The organism is Streptomyces sp. NPDC059866 (assembly GCF_042731325.1).
GTDB lineage: Bacteria > Actinomycetota > Actinomycetes > Streptomycetales > Streptomycetaceae > Streptomyces > Streptomyces flavusporus.
In genome coordinates, this window is sequence record NZ_JBHWJT010000002.1 from 428,769 (window position 1) to 450,647 (window position 21,879).

Sequence of the window (21,879 nt, forward strand, 5' to 3'; positions counted from 1 at the left end):
TCGTCAGCGAGCGGCGACGGAGCCGGTCGGACGAGCGTGGGCGGCCACCCCGTCGCCCGCGCTCCCACAGAGGTAGCGCAGCAGGTCCTGGTCCGTCCCCTCGACGCCGAGTTGCCGTACGACCTGCTCGATCGCCTGGCGCAGCAGGGGTGCGCCCGTCCGCAGTACGTGGTGTGCGACGGCGGTGAGTTCGATCTCGACGCTCCGCCGGTCGCGCGACGAGGTGTGTGTGGTGATCAGGCCGCGGTCCTGCAAGCGGGTCACCAGGCGGCTGGTGGCGGACTGGCTCAGCCCTATGCCGTTGGCCAGGTCGTTCAGGTAAAGCAGCCCCGTACCGGCCCGCACACCCTCGCTCAGGGTGCGAAGGGCGTAGAACTCGCTGACTCCCAGGCCCAGTTGCTGGTGGAGGAGTCGCTCCATGCCGGCCTCGATCCGACGATGGACACGAGTCAGCCTGTTCCACTGCTTGATCAACGTGGCATCGTCGTTCACGGCGGTGCCCTCCCTGCTGTCCACGGTCCGACTGCTTGCTGCCGGGACGGCGTCCCGGGAGGAGAGCGCGGCGCATCAGCCGCCGGCGCTTGCCCGCACCAGGTAGACAGGTTCGCGGCCCCCGTTGTGACAGCGGAGGGCTCTAGTCGCGAATCCTCCGCGCCGAACGAGGGGCCCCGTCCTCCTCGACGAGGGCCCGCACGAGGCAGTCCAGGTCGCCGGTGCTGGCCGCCGTCCGGAACGCGGCGACGAGACGACGGTGCGACTCGACGGGGACCGGCCGCTCGCGGTCGCTGTCGAGGCGGGCCTGGGCGCGGTGGACCACCACCCGGGCGTTCGGGGCACTGATCCGCAGCAGCTTCGCGAGATCGGAGTAGGGGTAACCGAAGCCCTTGCGCAGCACGTAGGCGGCCAGCCGGTCCGGTGTCAGCCTGGCCATGAGCAGGGCCAGGGCCGCCTCGAGCGCCGCGGCTCGCTCGGCGTGCAGCAGAGGGTCGTGGGCGGAGTCGTCACCGAGTTCGGCCAACTGCGGATCGGCCGACGTCTCGTGACGGTGCCTCCCGGACTGGATGACGTTGATGGCCAGACGGGTGGTGGCTGTGGTCAGGAACGCGCCCGGCTTCTTGATCTCCGCGCGGTGGGTGAGCTGCCAGCGCAGCCACACCTCCTGGATCACGTCCTCGGCTCCGGAGACATCGCCGACGATCCGGTAGGCGATGCGGAACAGTCGTTTGCGATGGGCCAGGAAGTGGTCGAGGGCGATGTCCAGGTCGTCCCCGGCGGGCCCGTCGGCCCGCAAGACGTCCGGCGACTTCATATCTGGACTGGGCGCGGGCATCGGGGCTCCTCTTTTACGAACGGCGCCCTTGAGGGCGTTGGTTCCACCCTCCGTCCGCGGCACCCCCCGCCGCGCCCTTAGTGTCCGTAGTCCGGTCCGTGGGCCCCCTGGATTTCCCCTACGGGCGCTCAGCACGCGCGCATCATGCCCTCGTCGTCGGCGTCCGCGGCCAGCGTGCTCTTGAGAGCGCCGGGCAGCGCGCGACGGGAGTTGATCCCGAGCTTCGTGTACACCTTCCGCAGGTGCCACTCGACGGTGTGCGGGCTGATGAACAGCTCCGCGCCGATCTTCGCGTTCGTCAAGCCGGCGGCGGCGAGCGCGGCGACCTGGGACTCCTGGGGGGTGAGTGCGCTCGCCGGCTTGGTCTCCCGTGCCCTGACCTTCTCGCCGGTGGCGAGCAGTTCGCGGCGGGCCCGTTCGGCGAATGCCTGCGCCGGCATCCCGTCGAACATCTCGTGGGCCGTGCGCAGGTGCTCGCGGGCCAGCGATCGGCGGTTGGTGCGGCGCAGCCACTCCCCGTACAGCAGGTGGGTGCGCGCCACCTCGACGGCCACGCCGCCCCGCCCGAACTCCTTGATCGCGGTCCGGTACAGACGGTCCGCCTCGTCACCGTCGGCGAGCAGTGCCTGGCTGCGGGCGCTGGCGCCACGGGCCCAGCCGGAGTCGGCGGCGCGGGTGAGTTCCACCAACCGCTCCAACGAGTCCCTGGCCTGGTCGAGTTCACCGCAGCGGGTGGCGGCTTCGACGTGTTCGACCAGGGAGAGGCCGGTGAAGTTGAACCCGTCGTGGTCGATGCCGGCGCGAGCGGCCTGCAGTGCCTCCTCGTAGCGTGCCAGGCCGTTGTAGAGCACGCCCTGGATGTAGCCCATGGCGCCCAGCAGGGACACCTCGCCCCGCTGTTCGGCGCGCTGCCTGGCTTCCTCGACGATGCCGGCGGCGACGTCCGCCTCACCCCGCCACGCCGCCAGCACCAGGGTCGCGTACTTGTGCGGCGCGTGGCCGGTCGCGGCGGCGAGCGCGTCGGCTTCGTCGATCATTCTGGCGGCTTGGGCGAAGTCGCCGTAGTGGATGTGCACCCCGCCGGCGTAGATGAGGGCCGGTGGCAGCGCGCCGAGCGCTCCTATGTCACGGGCGAGGCGCACCGCGCGGCTCGACAGCGTGTCCCAGGCGTGCAGGTCCCAGGCGTAGTGGATGAACGCCTCCAGCGCGACCGGTGCCAACAGCAGCCAGCGCACGGTCGCTTCCCGGGTGCGGAGCTCTTCGTGGGCCAGCAGTTCCAGGGCGCCGCGCAGCGCCGGGACGCCGGTCTCGTATCCGTCCGCGATGAGCGCGGACACACCGTCCAGGAGCAGGTCGGCGGCCTCGGAGCCGGAAGAGGGCGTGCCCGACCCACGGGCCGCGATCGCGGTGGCGCGGGCGCCCGTGGGGCCGTGCACGCGGCCCGCGAAGATGATCGCGCTGATCGCCTCCAGGTAGGTCTCCCGCGCCAGCGGCGATCCGGCGGCGGTGAATTGCGCGGCGGCGTCGAGGAGCAGGGGCGCCGCTTCGTCGCTGCGGCTGCGGGCGAAGAGGATCCTGGCCCGCAGCCGTGCCAGGCGGGCGCGGTCCAGGGCGCTCAGGGGGCACAGTTCGGCCACCGTCGCGAGCTCCGTGGCGCGGTCCGGCGCCGCGGCCGAGAAGTGCGCCTCCGCTGCCGCCAGGGCGCGGCGTCCTCGCTGCCCACGGTCCGGCGTCACTTCAGCGGCGCGTTCGAGGAGTACCGCCTCGGCCGCTATGCCGCCGCGTTGCCGCGCGCGGTCGGCCGCTTGTTCCAGGCCCACGGCCACCTCCTCGTCCGGTCCGTCCGCGGCCTGGGCGGCGTGCCAGGCACGGCGGTCGGGGTCCAGGACCGGGTCGGTGGCCTCGGCGAGCGCCCGGTGCACCGCTCGGCGTTCTGCGGGTGCGGCCCCGTGGTAGACCGCCGAACGGACCAGTGGATGCCGGAACTGCACGGACTCACCGAACTCGATGAGGCCGGCGGCCTTGGCCGGAGCCGCATGGGGCGTGATCTTGAGCGAGGCGGCCGCACGGACCAACAGGCGTGCGTCACCGACCGGTTCGGCCGCCGCGATCAGCAGCAGCGTCCGGGTTGCCTCCGGCAGGGACTTGAGCCGGCTGGCGAAGTCCCGTTCCACACGACTGGCGACCGGCCCGTGAACAGTCGGATGACTGGACGAGTCCAGGCCGTAGGCCAGTTCGGCGGCGCTGCGGCCTCGGGAGAACTCCAGCAGCGCGAGGGGGTTGCCGTGCATCTCGGCCACGAACCGGTCCCGGAGCCGCTTCTCCAGTCGTCCGCCGACGGCGGCTTCGAGGAGTTCTCCGGCGGCGGTGGTGTCGAGGCCGCCGATTCGCAGCACCGGCAGGTCGTTGAGTGCGGTCTGCCCTTCGGGGTCGCGGACCGCGAAGGCCATCGCGACCGCCTCGGCGAGCAGCCTTCGCGCCACGAATTCCAGGGTCTGCAGGGAGACCTGGTCCAGCCACTGGGCGTCGTCGACCAGCACGAGCACCGGTCGGGTCTCCGAGGCGCGGGTGAGCAGGGTCAGTACGGCGAGGCCGACGAGGAAGCGGTCGGGCGGGTCGCCGGCTGCCATGCCGAACGCCACGCGCAGGGCGTCGCGTTGCGGTTCCGGCAGCGCGTCGAGCTCGTTCAGGAACGGTGCGCACAGTTGGTGCAGGCTCGCGTAGGGCAGCTCCATATCGGCCTCGATGCCGTGCGCCCAGGTCACCTTCACCCGGGACGCCTGCTCGGCCAGGTACTGCAGCAGCACGGACTTCCCGATGCCGGCTTCGCCCCGGATCACCAGTACTCGGGACCCGCCTTCGCGGAGGTCGACCAGCAGGTCGTCGAGTGCCGCGCACTCGCGGTGCCGGCCGACCAGGTCCGGAAGCGGGCTGGCGATCATGAGACGTGGCTCCTTAGGCGGACCGGGATGGGAGCTCCCGCAATGGTTGGAGGAAGGGTCCTTGTCACGATACCTGGAAGAGTGTCCACACCTTGTGTGCATACCGTGTGACACAGTCCACGTGAGCAAACACCGCGAAGCTGTCACACCCTCGTTCATCATCCGGTCGACCACTGCCTACGATCTCGCTCGTCCACTGCAGCAGGAGGTCCCATGTCTTCACTCGGGCATCAGCTCGCCACATCCGTTCTCGTGATTGGAGCCGGTGAGGAGGGCCTTCGAGCCGCCGTCGAGGTCGCCGAGGCGGGCGTCGCGGTCATGGTGGTGGCGAAACACACGGCTGACGACGATCACCACGTCATGGCATCCGGGCGAGTCGAAGGGGCGCTTGCCACCGCTGGTCCTGCCGTGGCTCGGGAACGGCGGGACGACGGACCGGTCCTCCGCCGGTTCGCCGACCCCCTGTACGGCCCCATCGCGGTCACCGGCGAGCACACCGCCACGGAGGTGCGGCGGGCCCTGCGCGAACACGCGGAGCGACTCGGCATTCCCGTCCTGTCGGGCGTCTACGTCACCAGGTTGCTGGTCGACCACGGCACGGTTTTCGGTGCCTACGGCTTCGACCTGGTCGACGGCGCGCGCTACCTCGTGCACGCCGACTCCGTGATCCTCGCGACCGGGGGTCACACGCGCATCTGGCGGCGTACGACCTCACGTCGCCACGAGAGCACCGGTGACGCCTTCCGCCTGGCTGTCGAGGCCGGTGCCCGGCTGCGCAACCCCGAGCTGGTGCGGTTCCACCCCCTCGGCCTGATCGCGCCCGAGCCCGCGGCGGGCGTACTCCTCGGTGACGCGGCACGCGGTGAGGGTGGGATCCTGCTGAACAACCTCGGCGAGCGGTTCATGGCGCGCTACGACGCCGAGCGCATGGAACTCGTCAGCCGTGACCGGGTCGCCCTGGCGTCCTACACGGAGATCAGGGAGGGCCGGGGCACGCGGGCCGGCGGTGTGTGGCTCGACCTGTCCCACCTGCCGCGTGAGACCGTCCTGACGCGTCTGCCACAGCTTCACCGGTCCTTGTTGCGCCTCCAGATGCTCGACATCACCCACGACCCGGTCGAAGTCGCGCCGACGGCCCAGTACTCCCTGGGGGGCGTCTGGGTCCGGCCCGAGGACCACGGCACCGACGTCGGCGGGCTCTACGTCGTCGGGGAGGCGGCCGGCGCGCCGCACGGCGGGAACCGGCTCGAGGAGCACTCGCTGAGCGAACTCCTCGTGTACGGCCGTATCGCGGGCCGGGCCGCGGCGGACTACTCGGCCGGGCTCGCCGCCCAGCACCGGTCGCCGGCTGCGGTGCGCGCCGCGGTGTCGGACGTGAACCGGCTGCTGGCCTCCGACGGCCACGAGAACGCCCGCGCCCTGCTAGGGACGGTGCGCCACCTGATGACGGAGTACGCCGGTGTCGTACGGGACGGGAGCGGGCTGGCCACCGGGCTCGCCGGCCTCGACGAGATCGAGGACCGCATGAGGCACATCGCCGTACACATCGACATCGGCGGTCACCAGGACCTCGCGCACGCCTACGATCTGAGGTCCGCGGTACTCGCCGCGCGCGCGACGCTGGAGTGTGCGAGGGAGCGGCGGGAGACCCGGGTCGGTCACCACCGGTCGGACCACCCCGATGTCGACCCCGATCCGGGCGTCAACCTGGTCTGGTCCCCGACGACCGGGGTACGTCATGAGCCCGCCCCCTCCCTCCCCGCCCACCTCGCCGAGTTGATGCACGACGTCTCGGCCGACGCGTTCCACCACGGCCATGCCCTCTGATCCGCGGGCCGGCCCGGTGGTTCAGCGGGCCTGCTCACGGGGTCCGCCCGCCCCGCGAGGTCCGTGATTCCGGCAGGTGCCGGGAGGCCCACCCGGCCAGCTCACCGAGGATGGGCATCAGAGCTCTCCCGTCCGCGGTGAGGCGGTAGCGCACCGTGACGGGCGGGCCGGGCTCCACGTCCCGGAGCGTGAGACCGGCGGCGGACAGTTCCGAGAGCCGCTCCGAGAGAACCGAGTCGCTGATGCCCTCGACCGCGCGGCGCAATTCGGCGTAGCCCAGGGGCCCGTGCTGCAAGGTGGCCAGGATGACACCGTTCCACCGCTTGCCGAGAAAGCTGAACGCCCTGGTCAGCGCGCCGTCACAGGCCGCCGGATGGTGCTGCCCGGCATCCGCGCCGCTCGCCTCGGCCGACTGAGTCTCCTTCGCCTGCTCCATGACCTCAGGGTATCCGGGTGCTAGCCTGCGAATGGTCGCTCTGTTTTTCAGAGCACCATTGCTTTTGCTAGTTACTTCACTAAAACGAGCCAGGAGAATTCCGCATGTCCGTCCCAGGAGCCCTCCCCCGCATCGACGCCGAGGCCCGCGCCGCGCTCTTCACCGACGCACGCACCGCGTACTCCTTCGCGGAAACACCGGTCGACGACGAGACGCTCACCGCCATATGGGAGCTCGCCCGCTGGGCCCCGACCGCCGCGAACACCCAGCCGCTGCGTGTCCTGTACGTCCGTACGCCCGAAGGCAAGGAGCGACTGCTGCCGCACCTGGACGAGGGGAACCGGCCGAAGTCGGCCTCCGCGCCCGTCGTCGCGGTGCTCGCCGTGGACCGCCGCTTCCACGAGCACATCCCGCAGATCCTGCCGATCCGCCCGGAGATGAAGGAGCACTTCGAGAGCGAGCCCGCCCAGCGCGAGGCCGTCACCGCGTTCAACGGTCCGCTGCAGGCCGGCTACTTCATCCTCGCCGTCCGCGCCCTCGGTCTGGCCGCGGGTCCGATGGGCGGCTTCGACCCGGCCGGGATCGACAAGGAGTTCTTCGCCGACGGCGACTGGACCTCCATCCTCGTCGTCAACATCGGCCACCCGGCCGGACCCCCGGCCTTCGACCGCATGCCGCGGCTGGACCACGAGCACGCCCTCGACTGGGCCTGACGCCAGGGGGCACCGGTTCCTCCTGCCGGTCGGTCCGGGGCCGTGCCCCTACACGACCGGCAGGAGGGACAGCAGCCAGAGGTTGGTGTGGCTCTCGGTTCCCGGTGCCGCGGTGTACACCACGAGCCGCTGGGACTGGTCGGGGTCGACCAGCGTCTGGCAGTGCAGTTCGAGCGTCCCGACCTGCGGGTGGTGGAAGCGCTTCGTGGCGCAGTACGGCCCCAGCACGGGGCGCTCCCGCCAGATGGCGGCGAACTCGGGGCTCTCCCTGTTCAGTGCGTCCACGAGCTCGGCGGCGCGCGAGTCGCGCCCGTCGCGGGAGTAGGCCCTGTGCAGGTCCGCCACCATCAGGCGGCTCTGCTCGGCGTGGTCGTGCTCGGGGTGGACGAGGCGGGCGCCGGGGTCCGTGAACCACCGGTAGTGGGAGCTGCGCGCCAGTCCGGTGTGGGCCGTCTGGTCACCCAGCAGCGCCACCGCGGGGCGCGTCTGCCTCAGTGTCTCGCCCAGGTGGTTCATCACCTGGGCGGGAGTGTCCTCCAGCCGGTCCAGGATGCGCATCATCCCGGGGGCGATGTGGTCACCGCCCGGCGCACGGCGCGGCAGGGCGTGACCGGCGAGCTGGAAGAGGAGGTCGCGTTCTTCCAGCGACAGGTGCAGTCCGCGGGCGATCGCGGCGAGCATCTGCTCCGAGGGGTTGGGGCCGCGCGGCTGCTCGAGCCGGCTGTAGTAGTCGACCGACATGTCGCACAGTGCCGCGACCTCCTCGCGGCGCAGCCCTCCGGTGCGCCTGCGGCGACCGCGGGGCAACCCGACGTCCTCGGGTTGAAGGGCCTCGCGGCGGGCTCGCAGGAAGGCGGCCAGCGCTGCCCGGTCTGCCATGGTTGTCCTTTCGCACACGACCGCGCGAAACAGTCGGCCTCCGCGCGACGCGGGAACAGTCGGTTCGCACGCGGCCGCGGGAAAGACTCGTTTCGCACGCGACCGCGGGAGCCACTCGGTCTGTCAACGCTGTGTGAACAGTCCGACCAGCTCCCGCATTCCATCGAACAGTGTGTTCTCCGGTCCTGACGGTGTCGCGTCAGCGGGTGATCGCCTTGATCTCGAGGAACTCCTCAAGGCCGGCACGGCCCATCTCCCGGCCGTTGCCGGACTGCTTGTACCCGCCGAACGGGGCCTGGAAGTTGTGCTGTGCACCGTTGATGTCGACCTGACCGACGCGCAGCCGCCAGGCGATGGCCAGGGCATGGTCCTCGTCACCGGTCACCGCGGCGTTGAGCCCGTACATCGTGCCGTTGGCGATCGCGACGGCGTCATCGTCGTCGGCGTAGGGGATGACGACGAGGACGGGCCCGAAGATCTCCTCCTGGGCGATGACCGACTCGGGGTCGACGTCGGAGAAGATCGTGGGTTTGACGTAGGCGCCGGTCTCGAAGCCCTCCGGGCGGCCGGGGCCGCCCACCACGAGCGTGGCGCCGTCGGCGATGCCGCGCCGGATGTAGTCGTCGACGCGTCGGCGCTGGGTCTCCGAGGCGAGCGGGCCGATCCGCGTGGCCTCGTCGGCGGGGTCGCCGACCACGTACTCCTCGGCCGCCGTCCGCAGCTTGTCGACCACCGTCTCCTGAAGGCTCGCGGGCACGAGCATGCGTACGTAGGCGCCGCATGCCTGACCGCCGTTGGCCCAGGCGAAGGCCAGTCCGCGAGTGACGGCGGAGTCGAGGTCGGCCTCGGGCAGGATGATGTGGGCCGCCTTGCCTCCCAGTTCGAGCGCGACGCGCTTCACCGTTCCGGACGCGGTGACGGAGACGCTCCGGCCGGCGCGGGTGGACCCGGTGAAGGAGATCATGTCGATCTTCGGATGCCGGGAGAGGGCCTCACCGACGACCGGGCCGGTGCCCTGCACCACATTGAACACACCGTTCGGGACACCCGCCTCGGTGGCGATCTCCGCGAACATTCGGGCGCTGAGGGGAGAGGTCTCCGAGGGCTTCAGGACGACACTGTTGCCCGCGAGCATCGCGGGGACCACCTTGGTCACCAACTGCTGCAACGGGAAGTTCCACGGGGTGATCGCCCCCACCACACCGATGGGCTCGCGGACGACGAGCGAGTTCTCGATCACTTCCGTCCACTCGAACTGCTCGGCCGAGGCGACCGCGGCCAGGGTCGACGCGACCGGGAATCCGACCTGCGCCTGCCGCGAGAAGGCGATCGGGGCGCCCATCTCCAGGGTGATGGTGGCCGCCAGTTCCTCGCTGCGTGCCTGCAAGCCCTCGGCCAGACGCCGCATGACGTCCGCACGGTGCTGCGGGGACGTCGCCGCCCATCCGGGCTGGGCGGCGAGCGCGGCTTCCACCGCCGCGTTCACGTCCTCTTCCGTGCCCTCGTGCACCTGGGCGACGACCGATTCGTCGGCGGGGTTCACCACGTCGATCAACGGCCCGGAACCGCGGACGGCGCGGCCGTCGATCCAGTGGGACGGAGTCGGGAAAGGAGTCTTGACGCTTTCGTTCATGTCGCCAAGGGAACATCGCTCGTCGCGGGACATCCATGCCCTCTCATGCCCATGATCCAGGTCATGCAGCACAGGTCACGCGGCAGTGGATCTCGGCGCTGCGCCGGTGAGGATCGCGTGGTGCGCGGCTCAGGGGTTGGCGGGCGGCGCCACTTCGGAGGCGCTGCTTCGGCGTCGCTACTTCGGCACGGCCGACCCGTCACCGTCAGCCTCCAGGCTCGAGTACCCGAGGGCGTCCAGCATGATCCTGCGCACCTCGATGTCCTCTGCCGTCACGGGCGTTCCGCCTCGGGCGCGCCTTTCCTGGGCACTGTTGGCGCGCTCCATGGCGGCCTGTACCGCCTGGGCGACGTCGCGGGCGCCGTCCACCACGTAGTACAGCCGAACCAGTCGGGAAGTGTCGGCCCGGAACGGCACGCCGATCAGCCACTTCACCCTGACGCCGAGCCCTGTGTCCGCGGTGCCCCGAAGGATGGGGCGGTCCATCTCGACCAGCATGGGTCTCATCTCCTCTCCGCCTCCGACGCCGGGCCGGTTGATCCCGGTGCCGGGATTTCGGATTGATCGACCCGATAGTTGAACTTTTACCTATTTGACGAGATAGCTCCCCAATCTGTGACAACCCGCCCGGAACCCGTCGGTCCGGTCCGGCTGCCGTGAAGCGTGCGGGAGGCCGCCCGCCCCTGGTCGCAACGGCCTCAGCAGCCAGCGGTGTTGTTATGCTCGCCGCGTGCGGGGGGGGCGGGCGTGAACGGGGGCGGTGCGGAGCGACTGCGTGGTCGGCGCCGCGAGTACGGAGCGCTCGAAGAGCTGGTCTCCGAGGTGGAGGCCGGACGCAGCGCGGTCCTGGTCCTGCGCGGTGACGCCGGAATCGGGAAGTCCGTTCTCCTGGATCACCTCGCGGCACGCGTCGCGGTGCACCGCGTCGCCCGTGCGGCGGGCGCCGAGTCGGAGATGGAGCTCCCCTTCGCGGGACTGCATCAGCTCTGCGCTCCCTTCCTCGGGCACGCCGATTCCCTTCCGCCGCCTCAGCAAGAAGCCCTGGCCACGGCGTTCGGGGTGAGCGCGGGGCCGCCTCCGGACCGGTTCCTGGTCGGTCTGGCCGTGCTCGGGCTGCTCACCGACGTGGCCGCCCGGCAGCCGCTGTTCTGTCTCGTGGACGACGCGCAGTGGCTCGACCGGGTCTCCGCCCAGACACTGGCCTTCGTGGCGCGACGGATGCTCGCCGAACCGCTGGCTCTGGTCTTCGCCTCCCGTGAGCAGCGCGGACACGACGACCTGGCCGGCCTGCCCGAGCTGACGCTGCACGGCCTGGATGACGCCGACGCCCGCGCGCTGCTGGACACGGCGGTCGACGGCCCGATGGACGAGCGGATCCGCGACCGCATCCTCGCCGAGGCACGCGGCAACCCCCTCGCGTTGCTGGAACTCTCCCACGGCCGCATCGACGCGGAACCGGTGGAGGGATCCGCTCCTCCCGGCCCCGGGCGGGTGACCGGCCGGATCGAGCGCAGCTATCTGGCGCGGGTGCGCTCGCTGCCGACCGCGACGCAGCGACTGCTGCTGACCGCGGCCGCCGAGCCGATCGGTGACATGACGCTGCTCAGAAGCGCCGTCGAGCTCCTGGGCATCAGCCCGGACGCGGCCGGCCCGGCCGTGACGGCGGGGCTGCTCGAAGTCGGGGCCCTGGTGCGTTTCAGGCATCCGTTGCTGCGCTCCGCCGTCTACCGGTCGGCCGGACTCGCGGAGCTGCGGGAGGTCCACCGAGCCCTGGCGGAGGTGACCGACCCCGTTCTCGACCCCGACCGCCGCGCCTGGCACCTCGCGCGGGCGACGGTCAGGCCGGACGAGACCATCGCCGCCGAACTGGAGTCGTCGGCCGGGCGGGCGGTGGCCCGGGGCGGCACGGCGGCGGCGGCCGCGTTCCTCGCCCACGCGGCCGTGCTGACGCCCGACCCACGGCGCAAGGCCGAGCGTGCCCTCGCCGCGGCTCAGGCGAAGCTCCGGGCCGGCGCGCCCGCCGCGGCTCGCGATCTGCTGGCGCTGGCGCGGGCCGGAGTTCTCGACGGACTCGATCGCGCCCGCGCGGACCTCGTCGAGGCCCGGCTGTCGCTCGCCTCCAGTCGCATCACCGAAGCGCTCCCCCAACTGCTGGTCACCGCGCGGCGCATGGTGCCGCTCGATGTCGGGCTGGCTCGCGAAACCTTCCTGGACACCCTGTCGGCCGCCATCTTCGCCGGGCGCCTCGCGTCCGACGCGGGCGTACGCGAGGTGGCGGCGGCGGCGCAGCAGACGTCCCCGCCGCACACGGGACCGCCGACCAGCGCCGATCTGCTCCTGGAGGCCCTCGCCACCCGCTTCACCGCCGGGTTCCGCGACGCGGTCGCCGTATCGCGCGCCGCGGTGAGCGCGTTCCGCCGGGAGACCGAGCCCGACAAGGTGCTGCGCTGGTCGTGGCTGGCCTCGACGCTGGCGGCCGAGATGTGGGACTTCGAGGGCTGGACGGAGCTGACCGCACGCCATGTGCGGACCGCCCGCGCCGTCGGCGCGCTGACCGAGCTGCCGCTCGCGCTCAACTCACGGGTCGTCATCCACGCATGCGCCGGTGAACTGGACGCGGCGGCGCTGCTCGTCGCGGAGATCGACCGGGTCCAGGAGGCGGTCGGCAGCGGCTTCGCGCCGTACGGCACGATGACGCTCGCCGCCTGGCAGGGGCACGCGAGCGAAGCCGCCGCGTTGATCGGGGCCAGGATGGAGGAGGCCGTCCAGCGAGGTGAGGGCCTCGGCGTGGCCGTCGCACGCCGGGCAGGAGCCCTGCTCCACAACGGTCTGGGCAAGTACGAGAAGGCGTGGGAGGCCGCCCGGCTGGCGAGTGCCCATCCGCAGGACCTGGTCGCGGCCAACTGGGGACTGGTCGAGCAGGTGGAGGCGGGGGTGCGCAGCGGCCGCCCCGACGCGGCGGAGGAAGCGCTGGTCCGGCTGACCCAGATCACGGACGCCGCCGCCACGGACTGGGCGTTGGGCGTCCAGGCGCGTTCCCGGGCGCTGCTCAGTCAGGGCAGTGCAGCCGAGGAGTTGTACCGGGAGGCGATCGAGCGGCTCGGACGTACCCGCGTCGCCATGGAGACGGCCCGGTCGCATCTGCTGTACGGGGAGTGGTTGCGGCGCGAGGGCCGCACCGCTGACGCCCGTGCGCAGTTGCGGAGGGCGCACGCCCTGTTCGCGCAGTTCGGTGCGGGCGCCTTCGCGGAGCGCGCCGCACGTGAATTGCGGGCCACCGGTGAGTCGGTGGCCCGTCGCGACGGCACCGCCGCGACGGCGCTCACCGCTCAGGAGGCCCAGATCGCACGTCTGGCCCGGGACGGGCTCACCAACTCCGAGATCGGCGCTCAGCTGTTTTTGAGCCCGCACACCGTGGAATGGCATCTGCGGAAGGTGTACGCCAAGCTCGGCATCACTTCCCGGCGGCTGCTGCGAACGGCCTTGTGAGCGGCGCTTCGCGGACGTGGCGTCTCAGGACGCCCCGCGGGACGTGAGATAGGCATCGAAGGTCCGGCGCCCCCGGACGTACTCTCCACGCGGCAGCAGGCCGCCCGTTGTCATCGCTCTGCCGACCTTGCCCGGAAGTGTCACCGGCACGACGAGGCGGCGCCGGCCCTGGGAGCGCACGATGCGACGCGCCATGTCCACCATGTCCAGTTGGTCGGGCCCCGCGATCTGCGGTGCCATTCCGGCCGGGCCGCGTACCGCGTGCTCGACGAGGGCCTCCGCGACGTCCTGCGCCGCGACGGGCTGCGTGAGCATTCTCGGCATCATGACCACGGGGAATTTCGCGGCCAGCAGGGGCTCGGGGAACTCGAAGAACTGGGTGGCGCGCAGCACCGTCCACGGCACTCCGCCGTCGCGGACCAGTTCCTCCTGCACGCGCTTGCCGAAGTAGTAGCCGAGGTCGACCTCGTCGCTGCCGACGATCGACAGGGTGACCAGATGACCGATTCCGTGCGAGCGCGCCGCGGAGATCAGGTGGCCAGTCGCACGGGAGAAGAAGTCGACGGCGACCTTCTTCCGCGTGGTGACGACGTTCGCCACGTCGATCACCGCATCGCTGCCGGCCAGCTTCTCCGCCAGGCCGGCGCCGGTGGTCAGGTCCACGCCGTGCGAACGGGCGAGGATCACCGGCGAGTGTCCGGCGGCTCGCAGCTCCGCGACGACGTGTCTTCCCACCAGACCGGTACCTCCGGCCACGGCCACCCGCATGTGATCCCTCTTTCCATCGACCTGGTTGTCAGCTCCGTCCTACAGACAAGACAGGCACCGCGTCGGTGACAGCACGCGGCCACGGAATCGGGATAGTCCGCCCCAGGCAGTCCGTGAAAGGGCCCTCAGTCGTCCCGGACCGATGTGGTCGGTGGCCCGTCGGCGAGGGCGGAGCCGAGCTGTCGGCTTCCCCGCGTACCACGAGGACGACGCTCCGGCCGCCTCGTACCTCGGCCATCAGATCGTTCATGACCTGGCGTTCACGATCGCGTCCGAGTACTACGCACACCCCGCACCGCGCGAAAGGCATTGACAGGGCATTGACCTTGACGAGCCTACTCCCGAGCGGGTCGGCCAGGCGTCCGCAGTCCGGCTCACCGGCGCGCCCTCGGGCCGTCCGACGTCGTTCAGGAGGACCTGCTCCAACCGGGCCATGTCACCTGCCTGGGCGGCCGCGAAGAACGCCTGCACGAGGCGGCGGTGCGTGACGGCGTCCACCGAGCGCCGCCGGCCGTGTCCGAGGAGGTGCCGCTGGGCACGGGTGACCTGCTGTCGCGCGTTGACGACGCTGATGTCGAGCAGCGCGGCGATTCGATCGTACGGATATCCGAATCCCTCCCGAAGGACGAACGCGGCGCGCTGCCGGGGTGTCAGCGTCTCCAGCAGCAGGCCGACCGCTCCCTCGACCGCGTCCTGTCGCTCGGCCACGGCCTCCGGTGTGGCGTCGGGGTCGGGCGGTTCCGGAAGCCAGGGGGTGGCGCAGTACTCGCGCCGTCTGCGGGCCGAGTGAAGGACGTTGATCGCCACCCGGACGGTGATCGTCCGGAGCAGCGCCGACGGGCTGTGCACGGCATGGCGGTCCGTGCGGTGCAGCCGCAGCCACACCTCCTGCAGCACGTCCTCGGCCTCGGTCGCGTTGCCGAGGATGCTATGGGCGATCGTGATGAGTGAGGGTCGGATCCGCCAGTAGACGGCTGCCGCGTCCTCCAAGTCGTCGATGGTCGAGGCCGCCGGGCGACCGCCCCGGACCGGCGTGCGCCTGGCTTCCCACAGATATGTCTCCACGGTCGACTCCTCCGCCGGGATGGGTCAGCGGCTTCGGAACACCGCTGGTCCCAACCTCGCGCGGCGGCGCCGGCACCGCGCCATTGACGGTCCGTGGGAGCTGCGTGGTGGTGCCGTAGTCAGGCCGTGGTGGGACCGTGGTCGCGCGCCGCGGTCCGGGACCGGCCAGGACGCCTCGATCTTTTCCGGGCCGACCTGTCACATGCCCGTACACCGCTCGGTCTCTGAGGCAGAGGGATGAGCCACACCATGGTCCCCGCATCTCGGCCGAGAGGAAGACCCATGACCACGCGCATCGTGACCGTCGCCGAAGGTGGGCGGCTCACCCGTTCCGTCACGATCGGCCCTCACCATCTGACGGCCGACGAGCCCGAGCCCATGAGCGACGACTCGGGTCCCACCCCGGGAGAGCTGCTGCTGGCCGCGCTGGGGTCCTGCACCTCCATGGCGGTGCGGGCGATGGCGGACCGGCACGGCTGGCCACTGGAACGGGTCGACGTCGCCGTCCGGTTCGGAGAGCAGGGGCACATCGTCAAGAACGTCGGGCTGACCGGCGACCTGGACCCGGCTCAGCGGGAGCAGTTGCTGGCGGCGGCCGGGCGCTGTCCCATTCACCGGCTGCTGACCCGGGAGGCGAAGATCGTCACCGTACCCGCTCTGCTGGCGGAACCGGACGCGTCGCCCGTCTAGGCCCCGTCGGCACGTCGGCGGTCAGGATGTGGTCGCCAACGCGTCCAGGTGCACCGAGCCGATCTCCTTGCGGGAGGAGATGCCCAACTTCGCGAAGACCTTGCGCAAATGCCATTCGACCGTGTGCGGGCTGAGGAACAGCCGGGCGCCGATCTCCGGGTTGGTGAAGCCTCCCTGGGCCAGCCGCGCGATCTCGACCTCCTTCGCGGTGAGGGCGGCCGACGCCGTAGAGGCGCGGACGCTCACCTTGACGCCGACGGCCTGCAGCCCCCGTCGCGCGCGCTCGGCGAACGCGTCCGCTCCGGCTTCGCTGAGCATCTCGTGTGCCTCGCTGAGCCGGGTACGGGCCTCCGCCCGCCGCTGTTGCAGGCGCAGCCACTCGCCGTAACGGAGTCGTGCCCGGGCGCTGTCCATCCGGGTCTCGGCCGTGTCCAGCCGCTCGATCGCCTCCCGGTGCAGGACGTCGGCGGCCTCCCCCTCGCTCACCAGGGCCCGCGTGGCGGCGGAGGTGCCGAGCGCCCAGGGAGTACCACTGACCTGCGCCATCTCGTCGATGGTTCGCACGGCCTCGGCCGCACGTTCGGTACGGCCCAGTCGGACGGCCGCTTCGACGAGTTCCACCCGGGACTGCAGGGACAGCCCGAGTTCCTGCGGGTTCTCGCAGCCACGCTCGGCCGCGACGTATGCCTCGTCGTACCGGCCGAGACCGTTGCACAGGACCGCGGTCGCCCACTGGGTGGCCGTCGTCACCTTGCCCTCACCGCGCAGGAGACGGTCGTGGGTGACGGTCTCGATCGCGTGCCGGGTCGTCGACTCCCGTCCCCGGAAGGGCTCCACGACGAGTGCGCCGTAGTGCGCGAAAAAGCTGCTGCCGATGGCCTCACCGATCGCGTCCGCCTCGACGACGAGGGAGGCGGCGCCGCGCAGGTCGCCGGCGAACACGCGGTTCGACAGGCGCAGCAGGAGCGCCGAGGGCAGCACGGCGAGCGCTCCGTTGTCGCGGGCGAGGTCGACCAGCTCCGCCGACAGCTCGGACCAGGCGGCGAAGTCCCAGATGTTGTGCGCCGTACGGCACACGAGCGGAAGCCATCCCAGGCCGTACTCCCGTGAGAGCTTTTCCGACCGGAACTCCGCGACGGCGTCCATGAGGATCGGCGTGCCCACGGAGTAGCCCTCGACGATGACCCGTGCGAGGCCGGTCAGCAGGCGGTCCTCGCGGCTCGCGCTGTCGACGTGCTCCGCCGTCGCCAGCACCGCCTCGGCGACGTCGCGGACCCCGCCCGTGGCCAGCCGGCCGGCGGTCAGGGCCGCGTAGATCGCGTCCCGGTACGTCTGACCGGCGAGTGCGGAGTCGTACGGCTGGAGCCGCTTGGCCGCTTCGAGCAGCAGTGGCAGTCCGGCGCTGGCGCTCTTGCCCGCGGACATGATCTGCCCTCGCAGCAGGGTCGCCCGTCCGGCTCCGAGCCCGTCCAAAGGGCTCAGTTCCGCCGCGCCGACCAGTTCCCGCGCGGTGTCGAAGGCGCCTGCCTGGTACTTCGCCCGCGCCGCGGCGAATGCCCTGGTTCCGCGGCGCACGGGATCGGGCGTGAGTTCGGTGGCCCGGTGCAGAAAGGCCGCCGCCGCCGCGACACCACCGCGCGCGTGCGCCCTCCCGGCGGTTTCCTCCAGTTCGGCGGCCACCGCCTCGTCCGGTCCCGTCGTGGCGCTCGCCAGGTGCCAGACACGGCGTTCGGGGTAGAGCGTCGGGTCGATCGACTCGGCCAGCGCTCGGTGCACGCGCCGGCGCTCCTCGAAGCCGACGGCGCGGTACGCCGCGGAGCGCACCAGTGGATGGCGGAAACGCACCCAGGTGCCGAGTGTCATCAGCCCCGCGGCCTCAGCCTCGGTCGCGGCGGTCTCCACGTCGATGCCCAGGCGCTCGGCGGCGTGCCGCAGCAGCGACACATCACCGACCGACTCGGTGGCCGCCATCAGCAGCAGTTGCTGGGTCTCCGTGGGCAGGGCTCGGATACGGCGGAGGAAGCCCGCCTCGATCTGGCTGGACAGGGGGCGGGTCTCCAGTCCTCCGAAGCCGCCGGCCATCTCCAGGAGGGTCAGGCCGCGTGGCAGCTCCAGCAGGGCCAGCGGGTTGCCGCGCGTCTCGGCGACGATGCGGTCCCGTACCCGCGGGTCGAGCGGGCCGGTGACGACCGAGTCGAGAAGCTCGCCGGAATCACGCTCGTTCAGTCCCCGCACAGGAAGCTCGGGCAGGTCCGCGAGCACCTCACGGGAGCCGGACTCGCGGACGGCCAGGACGAGCAGGACGGGTTCGGCGAGCAGCCGTCGCGCGACGAACTCCAGGGTCTGGGCGGACACCCGGTCCAGCCACTGGGCGTCGTCGACCACGCAGAGCAGTGGCTGGTCTCCGACGGCCGCGGCGAGCAGGCTCAGCGTGGCCAGACCGACCAGGAAGCGGTCGGGAGCGGCGCCGACCCGCATGCCGAAGGCCGTGCGCAGTGCGTCGCGCTGCGGCTCGGGGAGACCGTCGAGGTGGGACAGCAGCGGGGCGCAGAGCTGGTGCAGTCCGGCGTAGGAGAGTTCCATTTCGGACTGCACGCCGGCCGCCCGGACGACACGGCATCCGGTGGCCCGGTCGAGCAGATGGTTCAGCAGTTCGGTCTTCCCGATCCCCGCTTCGCCGCGCAGCACCAGAACCCCGCTCTGACCGGCCCTGACCTGCGCGAGGAGACCTTCGAGGAGCTGACACTCGTCCTGCCGCCCGATGAGTTCGGTCCGTGCTCCGTCCCTCGCCATGGCAGCCTCCCGGCCGCCACCATACCCCGGCGTCGCACAACCGATCAGTTTCAGTCACTCGCGGCCCGTATCTCTCCTGAAGGCCGGGTGACGCATCCGCGGGTCAGGCCACTGATGCCACGACGACCGCCGTGCACACGAACATCACCAGGCTGATCACGGCCATCGCGAGCATCGTCCCGCGCAGCCAGCGTCCGAACCGGAGGTGATGCGCCGCCTCGGCCGCGCCGACGCTGTCGGCGATGTGCTCGGTCACCATGCGGGCCACGTACTTCTGCTCCTCGAGATACCACTGCTCGATATCCCGCTTCTGCCCGTGGGTCAGCCCGGCCGTCCTCTCGGTGAAGGCGGACACACGCCGGCGAGCGGCGCTGAGATGCGCCTCGCGGTACAGGTACGCCTGTAGGTCGGCCAGCCCACGAGCAACCTGTTTACTCGTGTTCATGATGTGCTCCCAGTGTCGGAGGCGCCCGGTCGGAGTGCGGGCGGTGGTGCCGGTGGGTCGCCGCCGGCCTCGGACGGCGACCCACCGCACACTCAACCGGTCGCCTTCGCCGCCTCGTTGATCAGTCGCGCGACCTCACCGGGACGCGAGACACTGACCGCGTGGGAGGCCGCGACCTCGACCACCGTGGCCTCCGCGCGCTCGGCCATGAAAGCCTGGGCGCTCGCCGGGATGTTCCGGTCCTCGGAGGCAATGAGCACCCAGGACGGGATGTCCCGCCACGCCGGGGCGGAGGCGCCCTCCGCCAGCGCGGCATCGGCCACGGGCCGCTGCGTGGCCGCCATGATCGCCGCGGTCTCCGCGGGGACGTCGGCGGCGAACTGCTGGTGGAACTTGCTCTTCTCGATGTAGAGATCCGCGACCTGGCTCCCGTCGGGGAGCGTGACCGGCACCGGGTGGAGCGACTCCCCGAGCGTGCTGCCCGGGAACTTGCCGGCCAGGTCGGCCGCGCTCTCGCCCTGCTCCGGCAGGAAGGCCGCGACGAAGACGAGAGCCCTGACGTGGTCGAGTCCCTTGGCGGCGTTGCTGATGATCGAGCCGCCGTAGGAGTGGCCGACCAGGACGACGGGTCCGGCGATGGACACCAGGAGTTGCCTGACGTATTCGCTGTCCCCGGTCAGCCCGCGCAGCGGATTGCTCGCGGCCACCACGGGATAGCCGTGCGACTGGAGCTTGTCGACGACGCCGTTCCAGCTCGACGAGTCCGCGAACGCGCCGTGCACGAGGACGACGGTGGGTTTCATTGCATTCATAGAAGTGGGCCTTTCAGTCAACCGGCGAATTGCGCGCGTCATCGGGCTCGGCTGTGCCGGAAGCCCCGCGGAATTGCCGCGCGGAATGGGTCAGTCGGTGCCGAGGGCCTTGCGCAGGACGTGAATGGCCTGCTCGATCGCCGCGGTGGACGCCTGAGTTCCGCGGACCGTGTTCAGCATCATGAAGTCGTGCAGGCTGGCGTTGTAGCGGACGCTCGTCGTCGGCACGCCGGCCTGGATCAGCTTGCGGGCGTACGCCTCGCCCTCGTCGCGCAGCACGTCGTTCTCGTCGACGACGACATGCGCCGGGGGAAGTCCCTGGAGGTCCTCCAGGGTGGCGCGCAGCGGGGAGGCCGTGATCTGGTCCCGCTCCGCCGGGTCGGTGGTGTAGGCGTCCCAGAACCACTCCATGGCCTTGGCGGTCAGGTGCGGTCCGTGGGCGAAGACCCGGTAGCTCTCGGTGTCCTGCGCGGCGTCGGTGACGGGGTAGTACAGCGACTGGTGCAGGAAGGTGACGTCGCCGCGCCGCTTGGCCATGTGGGTGAGGGCGGCGCTCATGTTGCCGCCGACGGAGTCACCGGCGACGACCAGCCGGGAGGCGTCCAGGCCCTCCTGCGTGCCCTTGGTGGTGATCCACTGGGCGGTGGCGTACGCCTGCTCGATGGCGACGGGGTACTTGGCCTCCGGGGAGCGGTCGTACTCGACGAAGACCACGGCCGCCTCGGCGCCCACGGCCAGTTCGCGCACCAGGCGGTCGTGGGTGCCGGCGTTCCCGAGGATCCAGCCGCCGCCGTGCACGTAGAGGATGACGGGCAGGACGCCGGTGCTGCCGACGGGCTTGACGATGCGCACCCGCACGTCGCCGACCTGGGCGGGTACGGTGATCCACTTCTCGTCCACGTCGAGCTTCTCGACCGGCCCGGACTGTACGTCGTCGAGCAGCTTGCGGGCGCCCTCGACACCGAGTTCGTACAGCAGCGGCGGCTTGGCGGTCGCGTCGGCGAATTCCTGCGCCGCGGGCTCGAGGATGATGTCACTCACGGTTTTGCTCCTTGAGAGAGGTGGATATTGGAAGGCTTTCCACCTCAAGAGACCGTGCCGGGAGTCAAAGTGTGACGCGTCCGGGAAAACGGCACGACATTTATGTTCGGGTGGGGTCCACGGGCCTCGGCAGCAAAGTGCCGTCGACATACAGATCGACGTGCTCGTTGTAGAACGCGGTGAGCCCGGCGATGCGGTTGGCGTGGATGGTCGGGAAGTCGTAGGTCCAGGCGATGTCCTCGTGGGAGGCGGTGTCGCTGTCGAAGGACCAGTAGCTGCTCGTCGTCCCCTTGTAGGGGCATCGGGTCACCGTGTCCGAGTGCCGCAGCCGCGTCCAGTCGATGTTCGTGCGATCGAGGTAGTAGCGGGTCGGCAGGCCGGTCTCGAACAGCTTCACGCAGTCGGCCGCCTCCGCCAGCACGACGCCGTCCAGCTCCACTCGGACCGAGCTGCTGGAACGCAGAGCGTCCACACGGGAGTACGGGCTGCGCGGATGGACGAAGACCGGCTCGTCCTCCTCGAACCAGGAGTCCAGCGCCTCCCACTCGAAACGCACGGTGTCGCGCAGGGCTCGCGGGGCACCCTCCCCCCAGACCCACGCCGCCCCCGCACGGACTTCCGGGCCGACGTGCAGGGTGTGACGGTGCGCGGATCCGGCACCGAGCTGCTCGGTGTGCTTGTCGTCGTGGAGCACACCCTCCACCAGGTCCTCGATCGGAATGCTGAACTGCGGATATGCCTGCCACTCCCAGACGTACAGCGCGCGGCGGGTGTCGAAGGCGACCCGGCCGCCGATCATCCCGCGGATCCGGCGGGGAACGGGCTCGACGTGCCCGATCGGGACGATGAGACTCGGGTGCAGGACACTTTCGGATGCCATGGTGTTCACCTTGTGTTCGGAGGTGCGGCACTCGCCGCGCCCGGTGTCCGTGGGCGCGGGAGGACGGCGCCGGCTCGGGCCGACGGGCCCTGATCTACTCGTTCGATGGTATCGGCGCCCGACGGTGCCCCCGGAA

The 21,879-nt window shown here is 71.1% G+C and carries 18 protein-coding genes; 4 read left to right on the forward strand and 14 right to left on the reverse strand.

The annotated features are described in order from the left end of the window. Nucleotides 1–3: 3 nt before the first annotated feature. From ACFV7R_RS04185 to ACFV7R_RS04195, 3 genes are all read right to left on the reverse strand, one after another. A complete protein-coding gene (locus tag ACFV7R_RS04185; protein WP_385259631.1) occupies nt 4–516 on the reverse strand; it encodes a MarR family winged helix-turn-helix transcriptional regulator in 513 nt (170 codons plus the stop codon). A gap of 118 nt (nt 517–634) precedes the next feature. Further along, nucleotides 635–1,330, reverse strand: a complete 696-nt coding sequence (locus tag ACFV7R_RS04190; protein WP_385259632.1) for a sigma-70 family RNA polymerase sigma factor — start codon at nt 1,328–1,330, stop codon at nt 635–637. 128 nt (nt 1,331–1,458) lie between these two features. Beyond that, entirely contained in the window at nt 1,459–4,272 is a 2,814-nt protein-coding gene (locus ACFV7R_RS04195; protein ID WP_385259635.1) for an AAA family ATPase, read from the reverse strand. A 213-nt stretch (nt 4,273–4,485) separates the two neighbouring features. Between ACFV7R_RS04195 and ACFV7R_RS04200 the strand changes: the two genes are divergently transcribed. Next, nucleotides 4,486–6,099, forward strand: a complete 1,614-nt coding sequence (locus ACFV7R_RS04200; protein WP_385259637.1) for an FAD-binding protein — start codon at nt 4,486–4,488, stop codon at nt 6,097–6,099. 34 nt (nt 6,100–6,133) lie between these two features. On the opposite strand, the gene ACFV7R_RS04205 is transcribed toward ACFV7R_RS04200, so the two are convergent. Further along, the gene (locus ACFV7R_RS04205; protein WP_307527157.1) at nt 6,134–6,535 is read right to left on the reverse strand and encodes a helix-turn-helix domain-containing protein; all 402 of its coding nucleotides are present in this window, start codon (nt 6,533–6,535) and stop codon (nt 6,134–6,136) included. Nucleotides 6,536–6,639: 104 nt separating this feature from the next. On the opposite strand from ACFV7R_RS04205, the gene ACFV7R_RS04210 reads away from it, so the two are divergent. Beyond that, entirely contained in the window at nt 6,640–7,248 is a 609-nt protein-coding gene (locus ACFV7R_RS04210; RefSeq protein ID WP_385259640.1) for a malonic semialdehyde reductase, read from the forward strand. Between the two features lie 48 nt (nt 7,249–7,296). On the opposite strand, the gene ACFV7R_RS04215 is transcribed toward ACFV7R_RS04210, so the two are convergent. The 3 genes from ACFV7R_RS04215 to ACFV7R_RS04225 form a co-directional block, all read right to left on the reverse strand. Next, nucleotides 7,297–8,127, reverse strand: a complete 831-nt coding sequence (locus tag ACFV7R_RS04215; protein ID WP_385259642.1) for a helix-turn-helix transcriptional regulator — start codon at nt 8,125–8,127, stop codon at nt 7,297–7,299. 199 nt (nt 8,128–8,326) lie between these two features. Continuing rightward, nucleotides 8,327–9,793 carry an aldehyde dehydrogenase family protein gene (locus tag ACFV7R_RS04220; protein ID WP_385259645.1) on the reverse strand — a complete coding sequence of 489 codons (1,467 nt, stop codon included), beginning with the start codon at nt 9,791–9,793 and terminating at the stop codon, nt 8,327–8,329. Between the two features lie 144 nt (nt 9,794–9,937). Next, the gene (locus tag ACFV7R_RS04225) at nt 9,938–10,258 is read right to left on the reverse strand and encodes a hypothetical protein (protein ID WP_385259648.1); all 321 of its coding nucleotides are present in this window, start codon (nt 10,256–10,258) and stop codon (nt 9,938–9,940) included. A 249-nt stretch (nt 10,259–10,507) separates the two neighbouring features. Here ACFV7R_RS04225 and ACFV7R_RS04230 point away from each other — a divergent pair, with 249 nt between their 5' ends. Continuing rightward, the gene (locus tag ACFV7R_RS04230) at nt 10,508–13,249 is read left to right on the forward strand and encodes an AAA family ATPase (protein ID WP_385259651.1); all 2,742 of its coding nucleotides are present in this window, start codon (nt 10,508–10,510) and stop codon (nt 13,247–13,249) included. Nucleotides 13,250–13,273: 24 nt separating this feature from the next. Here the strand turns inward: ACFV7R_RS04230 and ACFV7R_RS04235 are convergent, their stop codons facing one another. Next, nucleotides 13,274–14,017: an SDR family oxidoreductase gene (locus ACFV7R_RS04235; protein ID WP_385259653.1), complete on the reverse strand. Its 744-nt coding sequence runs from the start codon at nt 14,015–14,017 to the stop codon at nt 13,274–13,276. Nucleotides 14,018–14,296: 279 nt separating this feature from the next. Next, nucleotides 14,297–15,082 (reverse strand): sigma-70 family RNA polymerase sigma factor, encoded by a 786-nt coding sequence (locus ACFV7R_RS04240; protein WP_385259654.1) that lies wholly within the window; start codon nt 15,080–15,082, stop codon nt 14,297–14,299. A 282-nt stretch (nt 15,083–15,364) separates the two neighbouring features. On the opposite strand from ACFV7R_RS04240, the gene ACFV7R_RS04245 reads away from it, so the two are divergent. Then, complete coding sequence (locus ACFV7R_RS04245) at nt 15,365–15,772, forward strand: OsmC family protein (protein WP_385259656.1); 408 nt, start codon at nt 15,365–15,367, stop codon at nt 15,770–15,772. Nucleotides 15,773–15,793: 21 nt separating this feature from the next. Here the strand turns inward: ACFV7R_RS04245 and ACFV7R_RS04250 are convergent, their stop codons facing one another. The 5 genes from ACFV7R_RS04250 to ACFV7R_RS04270 all read right to left on the reverse strand — a co-directional run bounded on the left by ACFV7R_RS04250 (nt 15,794) and on the right by ACFV7R_RS04270 (nt 21,743). Then, a complete protein-coding gene (locus tag ACFV7R_RS04250) occupies nt 15,794–18,565 on the reverse strand; it encodes an AAA family ATPase (RefSeq protein WP_385259658.1) in 2,772 nt (923 codons plus the stop codon). 103 nt (nt 18,566–18,668) lie between these two features. Further along, nucleotides 18,669–19,010, reverse strand: a complete 342-nt coding sequence (locus ACFV7R_RS04255; RefSeq protein ID WP_385259659.1) for a hypothetical protein — start codon at nt 19,008–19,010, stop codon at nt 18,669–18,671. A 92-nt stretch (nt 19,011–19,102) separates the two neighbouring features. Continuing rightward, entirely contained in the window at nt 19,103–19,822 is a 720-nt protein-coding gene (locus ACFV7R_RS04260) for an alpha/beta fold hydrolase (protein WP_385259662.1), read from the reverse strand. Between the two features lie 90 nt (nt 19,823–19,912). Continuing rightward, complete coding sequence (locus ACFV7R_RS04265; protein ID WP_385259664.1) at nt 19,913–20,863, reverse strand: alpha/beta hydrolase; 951 nt, start codon at nt 20,861–20,863, stop codon at nt 19,913–19,915. 100 nt (nt 20,864–20,963) lie between these two features. Continuing rightward, nucleotides 20,964–21,743 carry a DUF427 domain-containing protein gene (locus ACFV7R_RS04270; RefSeq protein ID WP_385259666.1) on the reverse strand — a complete coding sequence of 260 codons (780 nt, stop codon included), beginning with the start codon at nt 21,741–21,743 and terminating at the stop codon, nt 20,964–20,966. Nucleotides 21,744–21,879: the final 136 nt, after the last annotated feature.